A 15590-nucleotide genomic window follows, 5' to 3' on the forward strand; every position below is an offset into this window, starting at 1 on the left:
TCACCACCGGTGGTACACTGTTCGCCACATAGCCTGAATATAAAGAGGGGAGGCCAGGCTGTACCGCAGCCTGTAGCCTCCCCGAGCGTTTCTGGACTAAGCATGAGAATACTGATCATTGGCCCCAGCTGGGTCGGCGACATGGTGATGGCGCAGACCCTGTTCCAGTGCCTGAAACAGCAGCATCCCGACTGCGTGATCGATGTGCTGGCCCCCGAGTGGAGCCGGCCGATCCTCGAACGCATGCCCGAGGTCCGTCAGGCCCTGAGCTTCCCGCTCGGCCACGGCGCACTGGAACTGGCCACGCGGCGACGCATCGGCAAGTCCTTGGCCGGCCAGTACGACCAGGCCATCCTGCTGCCCAACTCGCTGAAGTCGGCGCTGGTGCCGTTCTTTGCCGGTATCCCCAAGCGCACCGGCTGGCGCGGCGAAATGCGCTTCGGCCTGCTCAACGACGTGCGCAAGCTGGACAAGGCCCGTTACCCGCTGATGATCGAGCGCTTCATGGCCCTGGCTTACGCACCCGGCGCCGAGCTGCCGCAGCCGTACCCGCGCCCCAGCCTGCAGATCGAAGCGCAAAGCCGCGACGCCGCCCTGGCCAAGTTCGGCCTGGAGCTGGACCGCCCGGTGCTGGCGCTGTGCCCCGGTGCCGAGTTCGGCGAGGCCAAGCGCTGGCCGGCCGAGCACTACGCCACCGTGGCCGATGCGATGATCCGCCAGGGCTGGCAGGTGTGGCTGTTCGGCTCGAAGAACGATCACCCGGTCGGTGAGCAGATTCGCGATCGGCTGATCCCGGGCTTGCGTGAAGAGTCGTCCAACCTGGCCGGCGAAACCTCGCTGGCCGAGGCCATCGACCTGATGTCCTGCGCCCATGCCGTGGTGTCCAACGACTCGGGCCTGATGCACGTGGCCGCCGCGCTGAACCGCCCGCTGGTGGCGGTGTACGGCTCGACCTCGCCGGGCTTTACCCCGCCGCTGGCCGAGCACGTGGAAGTGGTGCGCACCGGCATCGAGTGCAGCCCGTGCTTCGACCGCACCTGCCGCTTCGGCCACTACAACTGCCTGCGCTTGCTGGAACCGGGCAAAGTCATTGCTGCCCTGCACAGCCTGACCGGGCCGGACCTGATCGATACCGTGGCCGAGGTCGACTAAGTGCGGGTACTGATCATCAAGACTTCGTCGCTGGGTGATGTGATCCACACCTTGCCGGCGCTTACCGATGCCGCCCACGCCATCCCGGGCATCCGCTTCGACTGGGTGGTGGAAGAAGGCTTCGCCGAAATCCCCAGCTGGCACCCGGCGGTCGACCAGGTGATCCCGGTGGCCATTCGCCGCTGGCGCAAGAACCTCTGGCAAACCATCAAGAGCGGCGAGTGGAAGGCGTTCAAGCAACGTGTACGCGAGCGCAAGTACGACCTGGTGATCGACGCCCAGGGCCTGGTCAAATCGGCCTGGCTGACCCGCTACGTGAAGGCGCCGGTGGCTGGCCTGGACCGCTACTCGGCCCGCGAAGGCTGGGCCAGCCGCTTCTATGACCGGCGCCTGTCGGTTGCCACCGGCCAGCACGCGGTGGAGCGGGTGCGCCAGCTGTTCGCCATGGCCCTGGCCTACGACCTGCCGGAAGGCATCGGCAACTACGGCCTCGACCTCGAGCGCCTGCAACTGCCGCCGGCCGCCCCCTATGTGGTGTTCCTGCATGGCACCACCTGGGCGACCAAGCACTGGCCCGAAGCCTACTGGCGCGAACTGGCCGAGCGCATGGGCCGGCGCAAGCTGGAGGTGCGCCTGCCGTGGGGCAACCCGGCCGAGAAGGCGCGGGCCGAGCGCATCGCCCAGGGCTTGAACAACTGCCAGGTACTCCCCAAATTGAACCTTGCCGGCGTCGCACGCGTGTTGGCGGCGGCAAAAGCCTGCGTGGCGGTCGATACCGGCCTCGGCCACCTGGCGGCGGCACTCGATGTGCCCACCATTTCGCTGTTCGGCCCGACCAACCCGGGCCTGACCGGCGCCTACGGACGGACCCAGATTCACCAGGCCAGTGACTGGCCCTGCGCGCCCTGCCTGCAGAAGAAGTGCACCTACAAACCGAGCGCCGACGACCTGCGCCGGTTCGATCTGAAACGCGAGTGGCCATTGTGCTTCACTCGCCTGAATCCCGAGCATGTGGCGAGCCGCTTGAGCGCGTTGCTGCTGGCTGAGGATGTCCGTTGATGCAACTGGCTTTCGTGCTTTACAAATATTTCCCCTTCGGCGGGCTGCAGCGCGACTTCATGCGCATTGCCCTGGAATGCCAGAAGCGGGGCCACCAGATCCGTGTGTACACGTTGATCTGGGAGGGTGACATTCCGCCGGGCTTCGAAGTGCTGGTGGCGCCGGTGAAGGCGATTTTCAATCACCGCCGCAACGAGAAGCTCAGCGCCTGGATGGCCGCCGACCTGGCCAAACGCCCGGTCGACCGCCTGATCGGCTTCAACAAGATGCCTGGGCTGGATGTGTACTACGCCGCCGACGGCTGCTTCGAGGACAAGGCGCAGACCCTGCGTGGCGGCCTGTACCGCCGCTGGGGGCGTTACCGGCACTTTGCCGAATACGAACGCGCGGTGTTCGCCAAGGACGCCCGTACCGAAGTGCTGATGATTTCCGAAGTGCAGCAGCCGCTGTTCATCAAGCACTACGGCACCCCGGTGGAGCGTTTCCACCTGCTGCCGCCGGGCATTTCCCAGGACCGCCGCGCGCCGGCCAATGCCGGCGAAATCCGCGCCGAGTTCCGCAAGGAATTCAACCTGGGCAATGACGACCTGCTGCTGGTGCAGATTGGCTCGGGCTTCAAGACCAAGGGTGTTGACCGCAGCCTCAAGGCCCTGGCCGCGCTGCCATCGGCCTTGCGCAAACGCACCAGGCTGATGGTGATCGGCCAGGATGACCCCAAGGTGTTCCAGCTGCAAAGCGCTACCTTGGGCCTGGGCGAGCAGGTGCAGTTCCTCAAGGGCCGCAGCGACATCCCGCGTTTCCTGCTGGGCGCCGACCTGCTGATCCACCCGGCGTACAACGAGAACACCGGCACGGTGCTGCTCGAGGCACTGGTGGCCGGCCTGCCGGTGCTGGTCTCCAAAGTATGCGGCTACGCCCACTATATCGCTGAGGCCGACAGTGGCCTGGTGCTGGACGAGCCGTTCGAGCAGGAACAGCTCAATGGCTACCTGCAGCGCATGCTCGAAGACCAGCAGGCCCGCGCCAGCTGGTCGCGCAACGGCCTGGCGTTTGCTGAAACCGCCGATCTGTACAGCATGCCGCAGCATGCCGCCGACGTGATCCTGGGGCAGGAGTCCGCATGAAGCTGATACTGGCCGAACCGTTCAAGCGCCTGTGGGCCGGGCGTGATGCCTTCGATGCCGTGGAGGCGCTGCAAGGCGAGGTCTATCGCGAACTGGAAGGGCGCCGCACGCTGCGCACCGAAGTCGCTGGCGAGGGCTTTTTCGTCAAGATCCACCGCGGCATCGGCTGGGGCGAGATCTTCAAGAACCTGCTTACCGCCAAGCTGCCGGTACTCGGCGCCGGCCAGGAATGGCAGGCCATCCAGCGCCTGCACCAGGTTGGCGTGCCGACCATGACAGCCGTCGCCTATGGCGAGCGTGGCAGCAACCCGGCCGCGCAGCACTCGTTCATCATCACCGAAGAGCTGGCGCCGACCATCAGCCTGGAAGACTTCAGCATCGACTGGGTCAGGCAGCCGCCCGAGCCGCGCCTGAAGCGCGCGCTGATCGCCGAAGTGGCGAAGATGACCGGCGGCATGCACCGCGCCGGGGTCAACCACCGCGACTGCTACATCTGCCACTTCCTGCTGCACACCGACCGCCCGGTGACGGCGGAAGACTTCAAACTGTCGGTAATCGACCTGCACCGCGCGCAGACCCGGGCGAAAATCAGCCGCCGCTGGCGCGACAAGGACCTGGCCGCGCTGTACTTCTCGGCGCTGGACATCGGCCTGACCCAGCGCGACAAGCTGCGCTTCCTGCGCGGTTACTTCCAGCGCCCGCTGCGGCAAGTCCTGAAGGATGAAGCCGCGCTGCTCGCCTGGCTGGAGCGCAAGGCGCAGAAACTCTACGATCGCAAGCAACGCTATGGGGATGCACTCTGATGGCGGGGTGGACACTGGCGCCGGGCTACGAACACCTGGCGGCGGACTTCGGCAGCCTCGATGCTGTATTTGCCCTGCAAGGCGAGCGCCTGACCCGCGACCCGCTCAGTGAGGTGGTGCGTATCACGCGTGACGGGGTCAATTATTACGTCAAGCGCTACACCGGGGCCGGCAAGCACATGCGCCGTTACCTGGGCCGGCCGCGGATCAAGGCCGAATGGCAGAACCTCAAGCAGTTCGCCAAGTGGGACATCCCCACTGCCGAAGTGGTGGCCTGGGGCCTGGAGCGCAATGGCCTGGCCTTTGGCCGGGGGGCCATGATCACCCGCGAACTGCCGCATACCGAAGACTTGTCGGCGCTGGCCGAGCGCAACGATGCACGCCTGGCCGATCGCGCCTGGGTCGGGCATGTCAGCAGCCAGCTGGCGCGCCACACCCGGGTCATGCACCAGCACCACTTCGCCCATAACGACCTGAAATGGCGCAACTTGCTGGTCGACGACCAGGGCACGCTATTCTTCATCGACTGCCCCACCGGCGACTTCTGGCGCGGCTTCATGTGGCGGCACCGGATGATCAAGGACCTTGCATGCCTGGACAAAGTGGCCAAATACCATCTGTCGGCGACCCAGCGCCTGCGTTTCTACCTGCAATATCGTGGCCGCGATCGGCTGAATGTGCGTGACAAGAAGCGCATTCGCCAGGTGGTGAGCTTTTTCGAGGGAAGGGAATGACCGATTACCTGGCCAGCGCGGACCTCGCGCTGCTCAAGCGCCATGGCCTGGACGACTTCGAGGCGCTGTGGGCGCTGCAACTGGATGCCGTGGACGAACCGAACACCGGCCGCGGTGGCTGGAGCAGCGTGTACCGCCTGGAACTCGAGGGCAAGGGCTACTACCTCAAGCGCCAGAGCGACTACCTGACCCGTACCCTGCACCGGCCATTCGGCGAGCCGACCTTCGCCCGCGAATTCCGCAACATCAGCCGTTACCAGAAACTGCAGATTCCGGCCTTGCAGGCGGTGTTCTACGGCGAGCGCAAGAAAGGCGGCACGCACCGGGCGATCCTGATGACTCGTGCTCTGGACGAATGGGCCGACCTCGACAGCTTGTTGGCCCGGTGGCCACAACTGAGCGATGCCGAACGCAATGGTGTCCTGCAGGCCTGCGGCCAGCTGGCGCGCACCCTGCACCGTGCCGGCCAGGTGCATGGTTGCTTCTACCCCAAGCACATCTTCCTGCGTCAGCGCCGCGAAGGCTGGGACGCGCAACTGATCGACCTGGAGAAGACCCGACCCCTGCTCTTCGGCATGCGTGACCGCCTCAAGGACCTGGAGCCGTTGCTGCGCCGCGCACCGGTCTGGGGCGAGCGCGATGTACGTACCTTGCTGGCCAGCTACCTGGCGCAGCCTGCCGATGGCACGCTGGTCGATACCTGGCTGCAACGCCTGACGCAACGCCGTCGTGAAAAAGAGGCCCGCTGATGCGTTTGTCTGAATTGAAAGAGGCCGGGCGCAGCCCCTCGTTGCCCCTGAGCATCACCCTGGCCGATGCCGCCGGCACGGCCGATCTGCAATTGCTCAGCCTGCTGCGCGTGCTGCCGGGCCAGCGCTATGTGGGTGCCGGCGTGTGGCGCGGTACCCCGGTGCTGGCCAAGCTGCTGGTCGGTGGTAACGCTGCACGGCATTTCCAGCGCGAATTGCAAGGCGTGAAACTGCTGGCCGAGCAGGGCCTGACCACGCCGAAGCTGCTGGCCGACGGCCTCAAGGAAGGCGAGGGCGGCTGGCTGCTGTTCGAATTCCTCGACGGCGCCGAGAGCCTGGCCGATGCCTGGGCGGCAGTGGAGAGCTTGCCGGTGTTGGCAGACGAGCAGCATCTGGTGCTGGGCGAGGCGCTCACTGCAGTGGCGCACATGCACGCCCGGGGCCTGTGGCAGGAAGACCTGCACCTGGACAACCTGCTGCGCCACGGCGGCAAGCTGTACCTGATCGACGGCGCCGGCATCAAGGCCGAAACGCCTGGCCAGCAGCTGTCACGCCCGCGTGTGCTGGAAAACCTGGGGGTGTTCTTCGCTCAGCTCCCCAAGCGCCTGGAGCCTTTCATCGAAGAACTGCTGGTGCACTACCTGCTGGCCAACGCCGAGCATGCGCTGCTGCTGGAAGCCTTGCAGAAGCAGGTGGACAAGGTGCGCAGCTGGCGCCAGAAGGATTACCTGGAAAAGGCTGGTCGTGAATGCAGCCTGTTCAGTGTCGAGCGCAGCCTTTCGGGCTTGCGGGCAGTCCGCCGCGACGAGGTCGAAGCCATGCTGCCGGTACTGGAGCAGGCCGACGCGTTGATCGACCAGGGTCACCTGTACAAGACCGGTGGTGCGGCCAGTGTGGCGCGCATCGAGGTTGGCGGCCGCACGCTGGTGCTCAAGCGCTACAACATCAAAAACACCGCGCACTGGTTCAAGCGCTTCTGGCGCCCGAGCCGGGCCTGGCATTCCTGGATCGAAGGCCATCGCCTGGAATTCCTCGACATTGCCACGCCGCGTCCACTCGCGGTGCTGGAGCAACGGGTGATGGGGCTGCGAAGCCGTGCCTACCTGGTCACCGAGTATATCGATGGCCCAGACCTGGCCGAATGCTTCGCGCCCTACGTGGATAACGGCGATGCGCCTGAGGAGCAGGTGGATGCCCTGGTGCATGTGATGCAGCAACTGATTCGCGAGCGTATCAGCCACGGCGACTTCAAGGGCCACAACCTGTTCTGGCACAACGGCCAATGGTCGCTGATCGACCTCGACGCCATGTGCCAGCACGCCACCCAGCTCAGCTTCGCCCCGGCCTACGCCCGTGATCGGGCGCGGCTGCTGCGCAACTGGCCGAGTGGCAGTGCCTTGCATCAGCGGCTGGACCGGCTGTTGCCCAAGCTGGCCGAGTAATCCGCCGGCAGTGCCAGCCAGTCGCTGCTGCGGCCTGGCTGGCGCACGCGAATGCGCCATTGGCCGCCCTGTTGGCGCAATACTGCCCAGGCGTGGACTGCGCCCAGTGCCTTCTCGGGCAGCAGCAAATGGTATTGCCCGGCAAGCAGGTGCCGTCGAACCGGCAACTGATGGTTACCCAACTGCAAATAGAGTTGCCCCCCAGCGTCGTGCAGGTCGGCGTCCCCTGCCACCGGTTCGCCCGCTAATGGTTGTTGCAGGCGTACCTCTTCCAACAGGTGGGCTATGTCAGGCAACCCGTCATGCCAAAGCACGATGGAATCGACCACCCAATTGCCGTTGCGCAGCCGTTTGATCGGCAGTTGCGCATAGGCATCCGGCTGCCTGGGGTCGAGTACCCGCCACCGATAGCCGTCGAAGTGGACGTTGTACAACCTCCCCTGGCTGTCCTTGACGAAGTACCGGTCCGGGCCTGGCACGCTGTTGATCTGTTCGTACACTTCCTCGCCATGAACGCCGTCGATCCGGTAGCGCAGCTTGCTCACATCCACGGCCGCTTCGTGGGTATTCGGCAGTGGGCGCGGAGGTTGCGGCGGCAGGCCGCGCATCGCCCGGCGCATGAGGGGCGAACCAGCGAAACTGGACAACCCGTCGGCGCTGTGGCTCAAAGCAGCCATGGCGTGGTGGAAGGTTGCTGCATAATCCTCTTTTTCCAGGGCTTCGAAGCCGTCCCACAGCGAAATCGACATGCGGCCGAAGGCCAGGGCTGACATTGTCGGGGCCGGTAGCACGAGGCTGATCATGTCGAGAACCAGGCGCAGCGTCGACAGCCCGTACTCGCCGAGCAGCTCGCGGTTGCTGCGGCTGTTGGTATCGGCCTCGGCGATCATGGCGTGGACCTGGGCCTTGTAAAGGGCATTGAAGAGGTTGCCGTTGATCATTGGCCTTTGCACATATGGCCCGAGGCGGCCCTTGCGCACCAACTTGTCGAGCCGCTTGCCATCAGCCAGAGGCGCGCGCTGGATCAGGTACTTTCGCAAGGACGGCGTGCTGCGAAGGGTTCTGAGCAGCGCCCGGGTATCGGGGTATTCACGCCATGCGCGCCGGTCGGGAGCGTCCGGCGTATACAGCACCAGCGACGGCTGGTTGTCGCTCTCGGCATTGAGCAGCAGTACCCCTTGCAGCGTGTGCCCGTCGATGATCAGTTGGCGCACCGCGATACGATGCTCGTCGATGGTAGGGCGCCAATTGTTGTCGGGGTGGTCGGTGACGGCCTTGACCCAGCGATAGCCCCGCTCGTGGGTATCGTTCAGAAAGTGCCTGGCATAGCGGGCCTTGGCCGCCTCGGCGCGCATGCGGGCGCGGTTCATGTTGCCGTGGCATTGCATGCGCCAGCGCGCACCTGGAGACTCCAGCAGGTGGGTTCGCAGGTAGCGGATGTAGCCACTGCCGGCGTCTAGCTCACGCACCAGGCGCTTTACCCCTTCCGCGGATATTGATTCCAGCGTGGAGCCGTCTTCGTGGTGTATTCGGGCAGTCAGCCAGTAATCGACGTCGAACCAGCCGATGTTCAACAGGGCCAGCTCGTCCAGGCGGTAGGTGGTGGTTACCAGCTCGATGGTGTCACCGACATGGCGACGGTTGGCAACGGCCACGTAACCCGAAGGTGCCAGCGGGTTGATCAGCGGGCCGGTGCGGTGTGCAAGCGTGACGGTTATGCAGATTTTTTCGGCAGGCAATTCGATGGAGAATTCGCGCCGCAGCGCCTTGCCGAGGCGTTCGCGCACCCATGCCAGCAGGTGGTGGCGACTGCCGAACGCCTCAAGGGTCAAAAGGCCGGGTGCAGCGGCCTGTGTGATGGCCCCGGCGAGCTCCTGGATCGTTTGCATGATGTGCGTCAGGCTTTGCGTGGAGCTCTGGCGCAGCCAGGCGGGCAGGTGTTTTTCCAGCAGCAGCGCATAACGGGTGGACAACGCATATTGGCTGCCCATGAGATCGGTCAGTGACTGCTGTTTGGCCAGGGTGCTTTTCAGTGCCGGTAGATTCGGGTTCTGGTCAAGCGCCCAGGCGGCGTGCCAGGCGATGGTAAGCCGTTGATGCTGCGCGTCGATCACGTCAGTGGCCTGTTGTTCGACCAGGTCGCCGGTAAACCACTCGTAGCGCAGCCGGTCGGCACACCGGACCAGTTGCTGGTCCTGCAGGCGGGGTAGCAGTTGCAGCATTGGCCGGCTTTGCATGGGGTCGTCCAGGCGCTCGCACAGCTCCCTATGCAGTTCGGCCAGGTTGGCGAAGCCTTCAACGCCATGAGAAACGCTGCACAGCAGTGCCTGGCCCGTGGCTGTTGCAGGCTCGGCAACGGCCCCTTCCGGTGCGTCTGCCACCAATACCAGCACGCCGGGTAACGGCAACCGGCCATGGGGGCTTGAACGGTTGAATACCGGCCGATAAACCTGGGCCCGGTGGGTGTCTGGCAGGTGGTTGCGCTGCCAGGGTAGCGGCAGCTCCAGTGAGGTGCGCAGCAGGCTGATGTGGCTGTAGTCCAGGGTCTGGTCGGCAAGGCGCAGTTCCAGCTCGGCCAGAAGTTGCTCATGACGCAGTTCGCGCAGTTGTCGGGCGCGGCTGTGGCCTGCTTCGACAGGGTCGTTCCAGAACGCTGCCAGGTCACCGAAAAAACGCTGACGTATGGCGGCCGGTTCCGTTTCACCCGCCAGTTCGGGCTTGCCTTGCTCAAGGGCGATTAGTTGTCGATCGAGCGCTTCGAGGCGCTGCAAAGGTGTCATGGTAAAGCTCCAGGGAAGATGGCAGCCAACCATGTCGCAGCAGAAGAGGGGGCGTGTATTACCCGATTACTGCCGTGAACGAGGGTAGAAACCTTGCAGGCCCAGAGCAGCCGACACTCCCAGGCCGAGCCAGGCGAGGCTGTCCCATGTCCCGTCCCCCAGCAAGGCGGCAAACAGCCCGACGGCAGTGAGCAAGGCCACGACCATCGGCCAGATGAAGATGCGCCAGGTCGGCTGTGACTTGTGGCTCATGCCCGCGCCTCCCGCTTCGTGCGTTGTTTGCCCCACCACAGGTACAAGCCGCTGCCGAGGACGATGATGGTCAGCACATCGAGTAGCGCCCACAGGATTTGCATTGGCCGGCCGCCGTAGTCGCCGAAGTGCAGCGGTTGCGACAGGCCCATGGCATCCATGTACCAGGGGCGTTCGCCGACGGCGGTCACCGCCAGTGTTCGCGCATCGATCAGCACGGGCGTGAGCAAGTGCGAGGTCAGGTGCGTGGCGCCCTTCATGAACACCGCATAGTGGTGCTCACTGGAAAAGCGGGTGCCGGGGAAGGCGATGAAGTCCGGGCGCATGCCGGGGGCGGCCCGTTCGGCGATGGTCAGCAGGTGGGTGGCCGGGGCGCGTTCGGTGAGCGGTGGGGCATCACGGTATGGGGCAACCATGGCGGCCAGGCTGTCGTTGCGCCAGGCGGCGATGACCAGGTCCGACAGCGCGCTGATGACACCGGTCACGCCTACCGTCAGTGCCCAGGCCAAGGTGACCACGCCGATCAGGTTGTGCAGGTCGAGCCAGCGCAGGCGACGGGATTTGCCGTGGCGCACCGTGCCGAAGTCCAGGCGACGCATGAATGGTGCATAGAGCACTGTGCCGGAGATGATCGCCACGACGAAGAGCACGCCCATGAAGGCCAGCAGCAGCTTGCCGGGCAGGCCGGCGAACATGTCAACGTGCAGGCGCAGCATGGTCATCATGAAGCCGCCGTTGGCGGCCGGCATGGCCACGGCTTCACCGGTGCGTGCGTCGAGCATGAAGGTGTGCGACGAATTGGGTTCGGTGCCGGCGGTGGCGGCGGTGATGGCCACTACGCCGTTGGCTTCGTCCTCGTCGTAGCCGAAGTACTGCATGACCTCGCCGGGGCGGTGCTGCTCGGCCTTGATTACCAACTGCTGCAGGTCCAGGTGTGGGGTATTGGCCGGCATTTCCCGCAGTTCAGGGGCATCGCCGAGCAGGTGTTCGAGTTCGTGGTGGAAGATCAGCGGCAGGCCGGTGACTGCCAGCAACAGCAGGAACAGGGTGCAGACCAGGCTGCTCCAGGTGTGGATCACCGACCAGCGGCGGATGGTTGGGCTTTTCATCACGGTACCGATTTTTGCCTGTTGGAAGCTGGGGCTGCTGCGCAGCCCTTTCGCAGCGCAAGGCTGCTCCTACAGGGACCGCGTTGGCCGTTGTAGGGGCAGCCTTGTGCGGCGAATGGCCCGGCTCACTCAGAACTTGTAATTGACACTGGCCACCACGTTGCGCTCGTCGCCGTAGTAGCAGTAGTACCCGTCACAGGTAGACAAGTAGTCCTTGTTGAACAGGTTCTTCGCATCCACGGCTACGGTCACCCCCTTGAGGGTGCTGTTCAGGCGGCCCAGGTCGTAGTGCACCGATGCGTCGTAGACGGTGTATGACCCCACATGGCCCCAATCGGTGTTAGTGGTATTACCGTAGGTGTCGCCCACGTAGCGCACGCCAACGCCGACCCCGAACCCATCCAGTGGTCCGCTGTGCCAGGTGTAGTCAGCCCAGGCAGTAGCCTGGTTGCGCGGTACCTGCGCCATGCGCTTGCCTTTCTCGTCACTGGTGCCTTTGATGATTTCGCTGTCGTTGTAAGTGTACGAACCCACCAGTTTGAGGTTCTCGGTCACATCCGAGGTAGCCTCCAGCTCCAGGCCTTTGACACGCACTTCGCCTACCTGGCGGGTGACACCACCCTCGGTCACCGACATGTTCTCCTGTGTCAGGTCGAACACAGCAGCGGTGAACAGGCTATTGCTGCCTGGAGGCTGGTACTTGATGCCCAGTTCGTATTGCTTGCCTTCGGTCGGTTTGAAGGCATCGGTGCTGTTGACGGTGGAACCGGTGGCAGCCTGGAACGACTCGGCATAGGAGATGTAAGGCGTCAGGCCGTTATCGAATACATAGCTGAGAGCTGCGTTACCACTGAACTTCTTGTCGCGTTGGGTGTTGGTTGCGTCGCCTTGGTTGTGGAAGGTGGTGCCGGTGTGCACCCAGTCCTCACGGCCACCAAGGGTCAGGCGCCAGTTGTCCAACGCCATCTGGTCCTGGATATACAGGCCGGTCTGCTGGGTTTTCTGGTCGTAGTCGTACATGTCGAAGTACTGAACGTTCGAGAAATCCTGACCGTAGATGGGGTTGTGGATATTGCTCGGTGGCACACCCGCCGAGCCCCAGCGCCAGCGGGCATTACTGTCCGAGCGCTGGTGGTCGAGCCCCAGCAGCAGGGTATGGGCAACCTGCCCGGTCTGGAAGTCGGCCTGGAAGTTGTTGTCCAGGGCGAACTGTGAGATGTCCTCCTCGACGATACCGGCGGTGCGTTGCACGGTGCCATCGGCGCTGACAGCTTCGTCCGGGCCGGCTGGCCAGATCGAACCACCGGCGGTAATGCCCTTGAAGTCCAGTTCGTTACGCGCGTAGCGCAGGTTCTGACGGAACTGCCAGGTGTCGTTCAGGCGTGTTTCGAACGCATAGCCCAGGTGGTAGTAGGTGCGGTCGTAGGACTCCCAATCCGGGTCGCCCAGGTTCTTGTGGTGCGAAATCTTGCCTGCGGTGCTATCCAGTTTGGTGCCCTGCAGTGGCAGGAACTGGCCGGTGATGCCGGTGTCATCGCGGGTGTACTGGCTGATGAAAGTCAGCTTGGTGTCGTCGTTGATGTTCCAGGTCAGACTGGGCGCGATGTTGTAGCGCTTGTCCGGGATGTGGTCTACCGGCGAACCGCTGTCACGCACGGTGCCGCTCACTCGGTACAGGAACTGGCCTGCATCGTCGAGCTTGCCAGTGCTGTCGAAGTTGATCTGCTTGTGGTTGTTGCTGCCAACCTGGGCTTCGACTTCGTGGCTGCTTTCCAATTGCGGCCGACGGCTGGTCATGTCAAGCAGGCCACCTGGTGGAGTCTGACCGTAGACCGAAGAGGCCGGGCCACGCAGCACGGCGATGCGCTCCAGGTTCCAGGGCTCGATCTTGGGGGTGGCGTAGTTGCCCTTGGGCAATGGCAGGCCATCGAGGAACTGGGTAGGCACAAAACCCCGTACCAGCAACCAGTCGCTGCGCGAGTCGGATCCATAGCCGCTGCTCTGCACGCCAGCGGTGTAGCGAAGGGCGTCGTTCAGGCTGAGCACCGGCCGGTCTTCCATCTGCTGGCGGGTGATCACGCTTACCGAGCGGGGAAGTTCGGCGATGGCGGTGTCGGTCTTGGTGCCTGCTGCTGTCCGGGTAGCGGTGTAACCCTCTACCGGTCCCCAGGCGCTTTCATAGCTGGAAGCCGCATTGATCGCAGTCTCCGGCAACGCCAGCGTCCCTTCCGGCGTAGCCACCAGGCTGTAGCTGCCCACGCTGCTTTGCTGCAGTTGCAGGCCGGTGCCGCGTAGGGCGGCCTGCAGGGCACCAAGGCCATCGTACTGCCCGCTCACCGGGGCCGAGGTGCGGCCGCTTACCAATGCCGGGTCGATGGCCAGGGTGATGCCGGACTGGCTGGCGATCTGGTTGAGAGTGGTGGCCAGCGGGGCGCTGGGCAGGTCGTAGGCGCGCTGAGGGGATTGCTCGGCGGCGAACAGGGCAGGGCTGGCCAATGGTGCGGTCACGGCGATGGCCAGGGCCATCAGGCTGGGGCGCAGGATACGATCAACAGCACGGGACATGCAGAGGCTCCTCGACGGATAAGTGCTTTCTGCTTCCTTGCCGAGCGAGATTTGAAAAGTGATAGGGCGAATCTGAAAAAAATTGAGAATTATTTGAAGTTGGCTTTTGCCTGTACCGGCCCTTTCGCGGGTAAACCCGCTCCCACAGGGATCGCGGGGGCTTTGAGGCTGGTGCAATCCTGTGGGAGCGGGTTTACCCGCGAAGAGGCCAGTGCAGGCCTACTTGGGACCGACGGTCACCCACCACTGGGTATGCCGCTCGACCTTCACCGGCAGTGCCGGCACCAGCGACGACAGCGCCAGGTCGGTATCGGTCAGCGGGAAGCTGCCGGTCACCCGCAGGTCGGCGACCTGGTCGTCTACCCCGAGGTAACCGCTGCGGTACTGGCCAAGCGTGGCCAGCAGGTCAGCCAGGCGCACGTTGTCCACCACCAGCATGCCGCGGGTCCAGGCGTCGGCACCGGCTGGCACCGTGCCGATCCGGCCAAGGCCGTTGGCGTTCATCAGAACCTGCTGGCCTTCGCGCAGCACCTGTTCGTCGCCGCTGTTCAGCGGCATGGCGGCGACCGAAGCTTGCAGCACTTCCAGGCGCGTGCCGTCGTCCTCGCGGCGCACCAGGAAGCGCGTGCCCAACGGGCGCAGGCGGCCATCGTCGGTGCGCACCAGCAGCGGGCGCCGGTCCTGATGGCCGGTTTCGACGGAAATCTCGCCTTGGTGCAGCACGATCACCCGTTGCTTTCCGGCGTAGTCGATATCCACGGCCGTGTGGCTGTTCAGGCTCAACAAGGTGCCGTCTTCCAGGCGCAGGGTACGCAGTTCGCCGGTGGCGGTACGCTGATCGGCCAGCCAGTAGCTCGGTGCCAGCGATGGTGCGCCGACCCAGGCCAGCAGCGAGCCCAGCAGAAACATGCCGGCCAGCCCGCCGCCGACCTTGCCGATACGTCGGCGCAGCCCGGCGCGCGATTGCAGCAGGGCCTGGCGTGCCGGGCCGGCAGCGGCGCTCACGCGCTGGTCCATGGCACCGAGTTGGCGCCAGGCGCTGGCATGCTCCTCGCTGGCGGCATGCCAGCGCATGAATTCGCTGCGCTCGTCAGGTGTGCCGCTGCCGTTGTCGAGGCTGAGCTTCCAGGCAATGGCGGCTTCCAGCACCCGGGACGAAACCGGTGAACTGCTCACGTCGGCTCCCCGTACAGGGCCACGTAGCACTGGCGCATGCCCTGGGCGATGTACTGGCGCACCCGCGAAACCGAAACCCCCATGCGCTCGGCGATTTCGGCATGGCTCATACCGTCCAGGCGATTGTGCAGGAATGCTGCGCGGGCCTTGCTCGACAGCTTGCCTAGCAGGCGGTCGATGGCCTTGAGGTCCTCGAGGATCAGGTGTTGCACTTCCGGGGAAGGTTGTTCGGCTTCCGGCATCAGGGCCAGTTCGGCCAGGTAGGCTTGTTCTAGCGCGGCGCGGCGGAAGTGGTCGAACATCAGGCCCTTGGCCACGGCGGCCAGGAACGCGCGGGGTTCGCGGGGCGTATCCAGTTGCGCACGGCCGAGCAGGCGTACGAAGGTGTCCTGGCTCAGGTCTTCGGCACGTTGGCGGCAGGCCATGCTGCGTTGCAGCCAGGCGAGCAGCCAGTCGCGATGGTCGCGGTACAGCGCACCGACCAGATCGGCGTGTGGGCTCTGTGCAGAAGACAAGCAGCGTCCCCCCGGAACGAATGCATTAACTAACGATAATTATTCGCGATTGTTGCAGAGGGGAGGGGGTGGGTGCAATGGACGCTTATCGGATGGCCATCATGAAAAAGGCAGGTGGCCGTTCAGCAAC

The 15590-nt window shown here is 64.5% G+C and carries 13 protein-coding genes; 7 read left to right on the forward strand and 6 right to left on the reverse strand.

From position 1 onward, the window contains the following. The first annotated feature begins 102 nt into the window (after positions 1–102). From waaF to CAG18_RS21070, 7 genes are read left to right on the forward strand one after another with little or no spacing between them, the layout of a single operon-like run. Positions 103–1152, forward strand: a complete 1050-nt coding sequence (waaF, locus tag CAG18_RS21040) for a lipopolysaccharide heptosyltransferase II (RefSeq protein ID WP_013970536.1) — start codon at positions 103–105, stop codon at positions 1150–1152. Continuing rightward, the gene (gene waaC / locus CAG18_RS21045; RefSeq protein WP_015268679.1) at positions 1153–2211 is read left to right on the forward strand and encodes a lipopolysaccharide heptosyltransferase I; all 1059 of its coding nucleotides are present in this window, start codon (positions 1153–1155) and stop codon (positions 2209–2211) included. It begins immediately after the preceding gene. After that, complete coding sequence (locus tag CAG18_RS21050; RefSeq protein ID WP_085721471.1) at positions 2211–3335, forward strand: glycosyltransferase family 4 protein; 1125 nt, start codon at positions 2211–2213, stop codon at positions 3333–3335. The genes waaC and CAG18_RS21050 overlap by 1 nt, the downstream gene beginning before the upstream one ends. Next, the gene (gene rfaP, locus CAG18_RS21055) at positions 3332–4138 is read left to right on the forward strand and encodes a lipopolysaccharide core heptose(I) kinase RfaP (protein WP_013970539.1); all 807 of its coding nucleotides are present in this window, start codon (positions 3332–3334) and stop codon (positions 4136–4138) included. Before CAG18_RS21050 ends, rfaP begins: the two co-directional genes overlap by 4 nt. Then, the gene (locus CAG18_RS21060; RefSeq protein WP_015268681.1) at positions 4138–4872 is read left to right on the forward strand and encodes a lipopolysaccharide kinase InaA family protein; all 735 of its coding nucleotides are present in this window, start codon (positions 4138–4140) and stop codon (positions 4870–4872) included. Before rfaP ends, CAG18_RS21060 begins: the two co-directional genes overlap by 1 nt. Beyond that, positions 4869–5621 carry a lipopolysaccharide kinase InaA family protein gene (locus tag CAG18_RS21065; RefSeq protein ID WP_015268682.1) on the forward strand — a complete coding sequence of 251 codons (753 nt, stop codon included), beginning with the start codon at positions 4869–4871 and terminating at the stop codon, positions 5619–5621. The genes CAG18_RS21060 and CAG18_RS21065 overlap by 4 nt, the downstream gene beginning before the upstream one ends. Further along, positions 5621–7063, forward strand: a complete 1443-nt coding sequence (locus CAG18_RS21070; RefSeq protein WP_085721472.1) for a lipopolysaccharide kinase InaA family protein — start codon at positions 5621–5623, stop codon at positions 7061–7063. Before CAG18_RS21065 ends, CAG18_RS21070 begins: the two co-directional genes overlap by 1 nt. On the opposite strand, the gene CAG18_RS21075 is transcribed toward CAG18_RS21070, so the two are convergent. From CAG18_RS21075 to CAG18_RS21100, 6 genes are all read right to left on the reverse strand, one after another. Continuing rightward, complete coding sequence (locus CAG18_RS21075; protein ID WP_085721473.1) at positions 7024–9843, reverse strand: dermonecrotic toxin domain-containing protein; 2820 nt, start codon at positions 9841–9843, stop codon at positions 7024–7026. The two genes, CAG18_RS21070 and CAG18_RS21075, sit on opposite strands and share 40 nt — an antisense overlap. 66 nt (positions 9844–9909) lie before the next feature. Continuing rightward, positions 9910–10095: a hypothetical protein gene (locus CAG18_RS21080; RefSeq protein ID WP_085721474.1), complete on the reverse strand. Its 186-nt coding sequence runs from the start codon at positions 10093–10095 to the stop codon at positions 9910–9912. Continuing rightward, positions 10092–11204: a PepSY domain-containing protein gene (locus CAG18_RS21085; protein ID WP_085721475.1), complete on the reverse strand. Its 1113-nt coding sequence runs from the start codon at positions 11202–11204 to the stop codon at positions 10092–10094. The genes CAG18_RS21080 and CAG18_RS21085 overlap by 4 nt, the downstream gene beginning before the upstream one ends. Positions 11205–11333: 129 nt before the next feature. After that, positions 11334–13769 (reverse strand): TonB-dependent siderophore receptor, encoded by a 2436-nt coding sequence (locus tag CAG18_RS21090; protein WP_085721476.1) that lies wholly within the window; start codon positions 13767–13769, stop codon positions 11334–11336. A gap of 219 nt (positions 13770–13988) precedes the next feature. Next, positions 13989–14945, reverse strand: a complete 957-nt coding sequence (locus CAG18_RS21095) for a FecR domain-containing protein (protein WP_085721477.1) — start codon at positions 14943–14945, stop codon at positions 13989–13991. Then, a complete protein-coding gene (locus tag CAG18_RS21100; RefSeq protein ID WP_085721478.1) occupies positions 14942–15460 on the reverse strand; it encodes an RNA polymerase sigma factor in 519 nt (172 codons plus the stop codon). Before CAG18_RS21100 ends, CAG18_RS21095 begins: the two co-directional genes overlap by 4 nt. Positions 15461–15590 lie beyond the last annotated feature (130 nt).

The sequence above is a fragment of the Pseudomonas sp. B22(2017) genome, from assembly GCF_002113105.1.
Classification (GTDB): domain Bacteria; phylum Pseudomonadota; class Gammaproteobacteria; order Pseudomonadales; family Pseudomonadaceae; genus Aquipseudomonas; species Aquipseudomonas asiatica.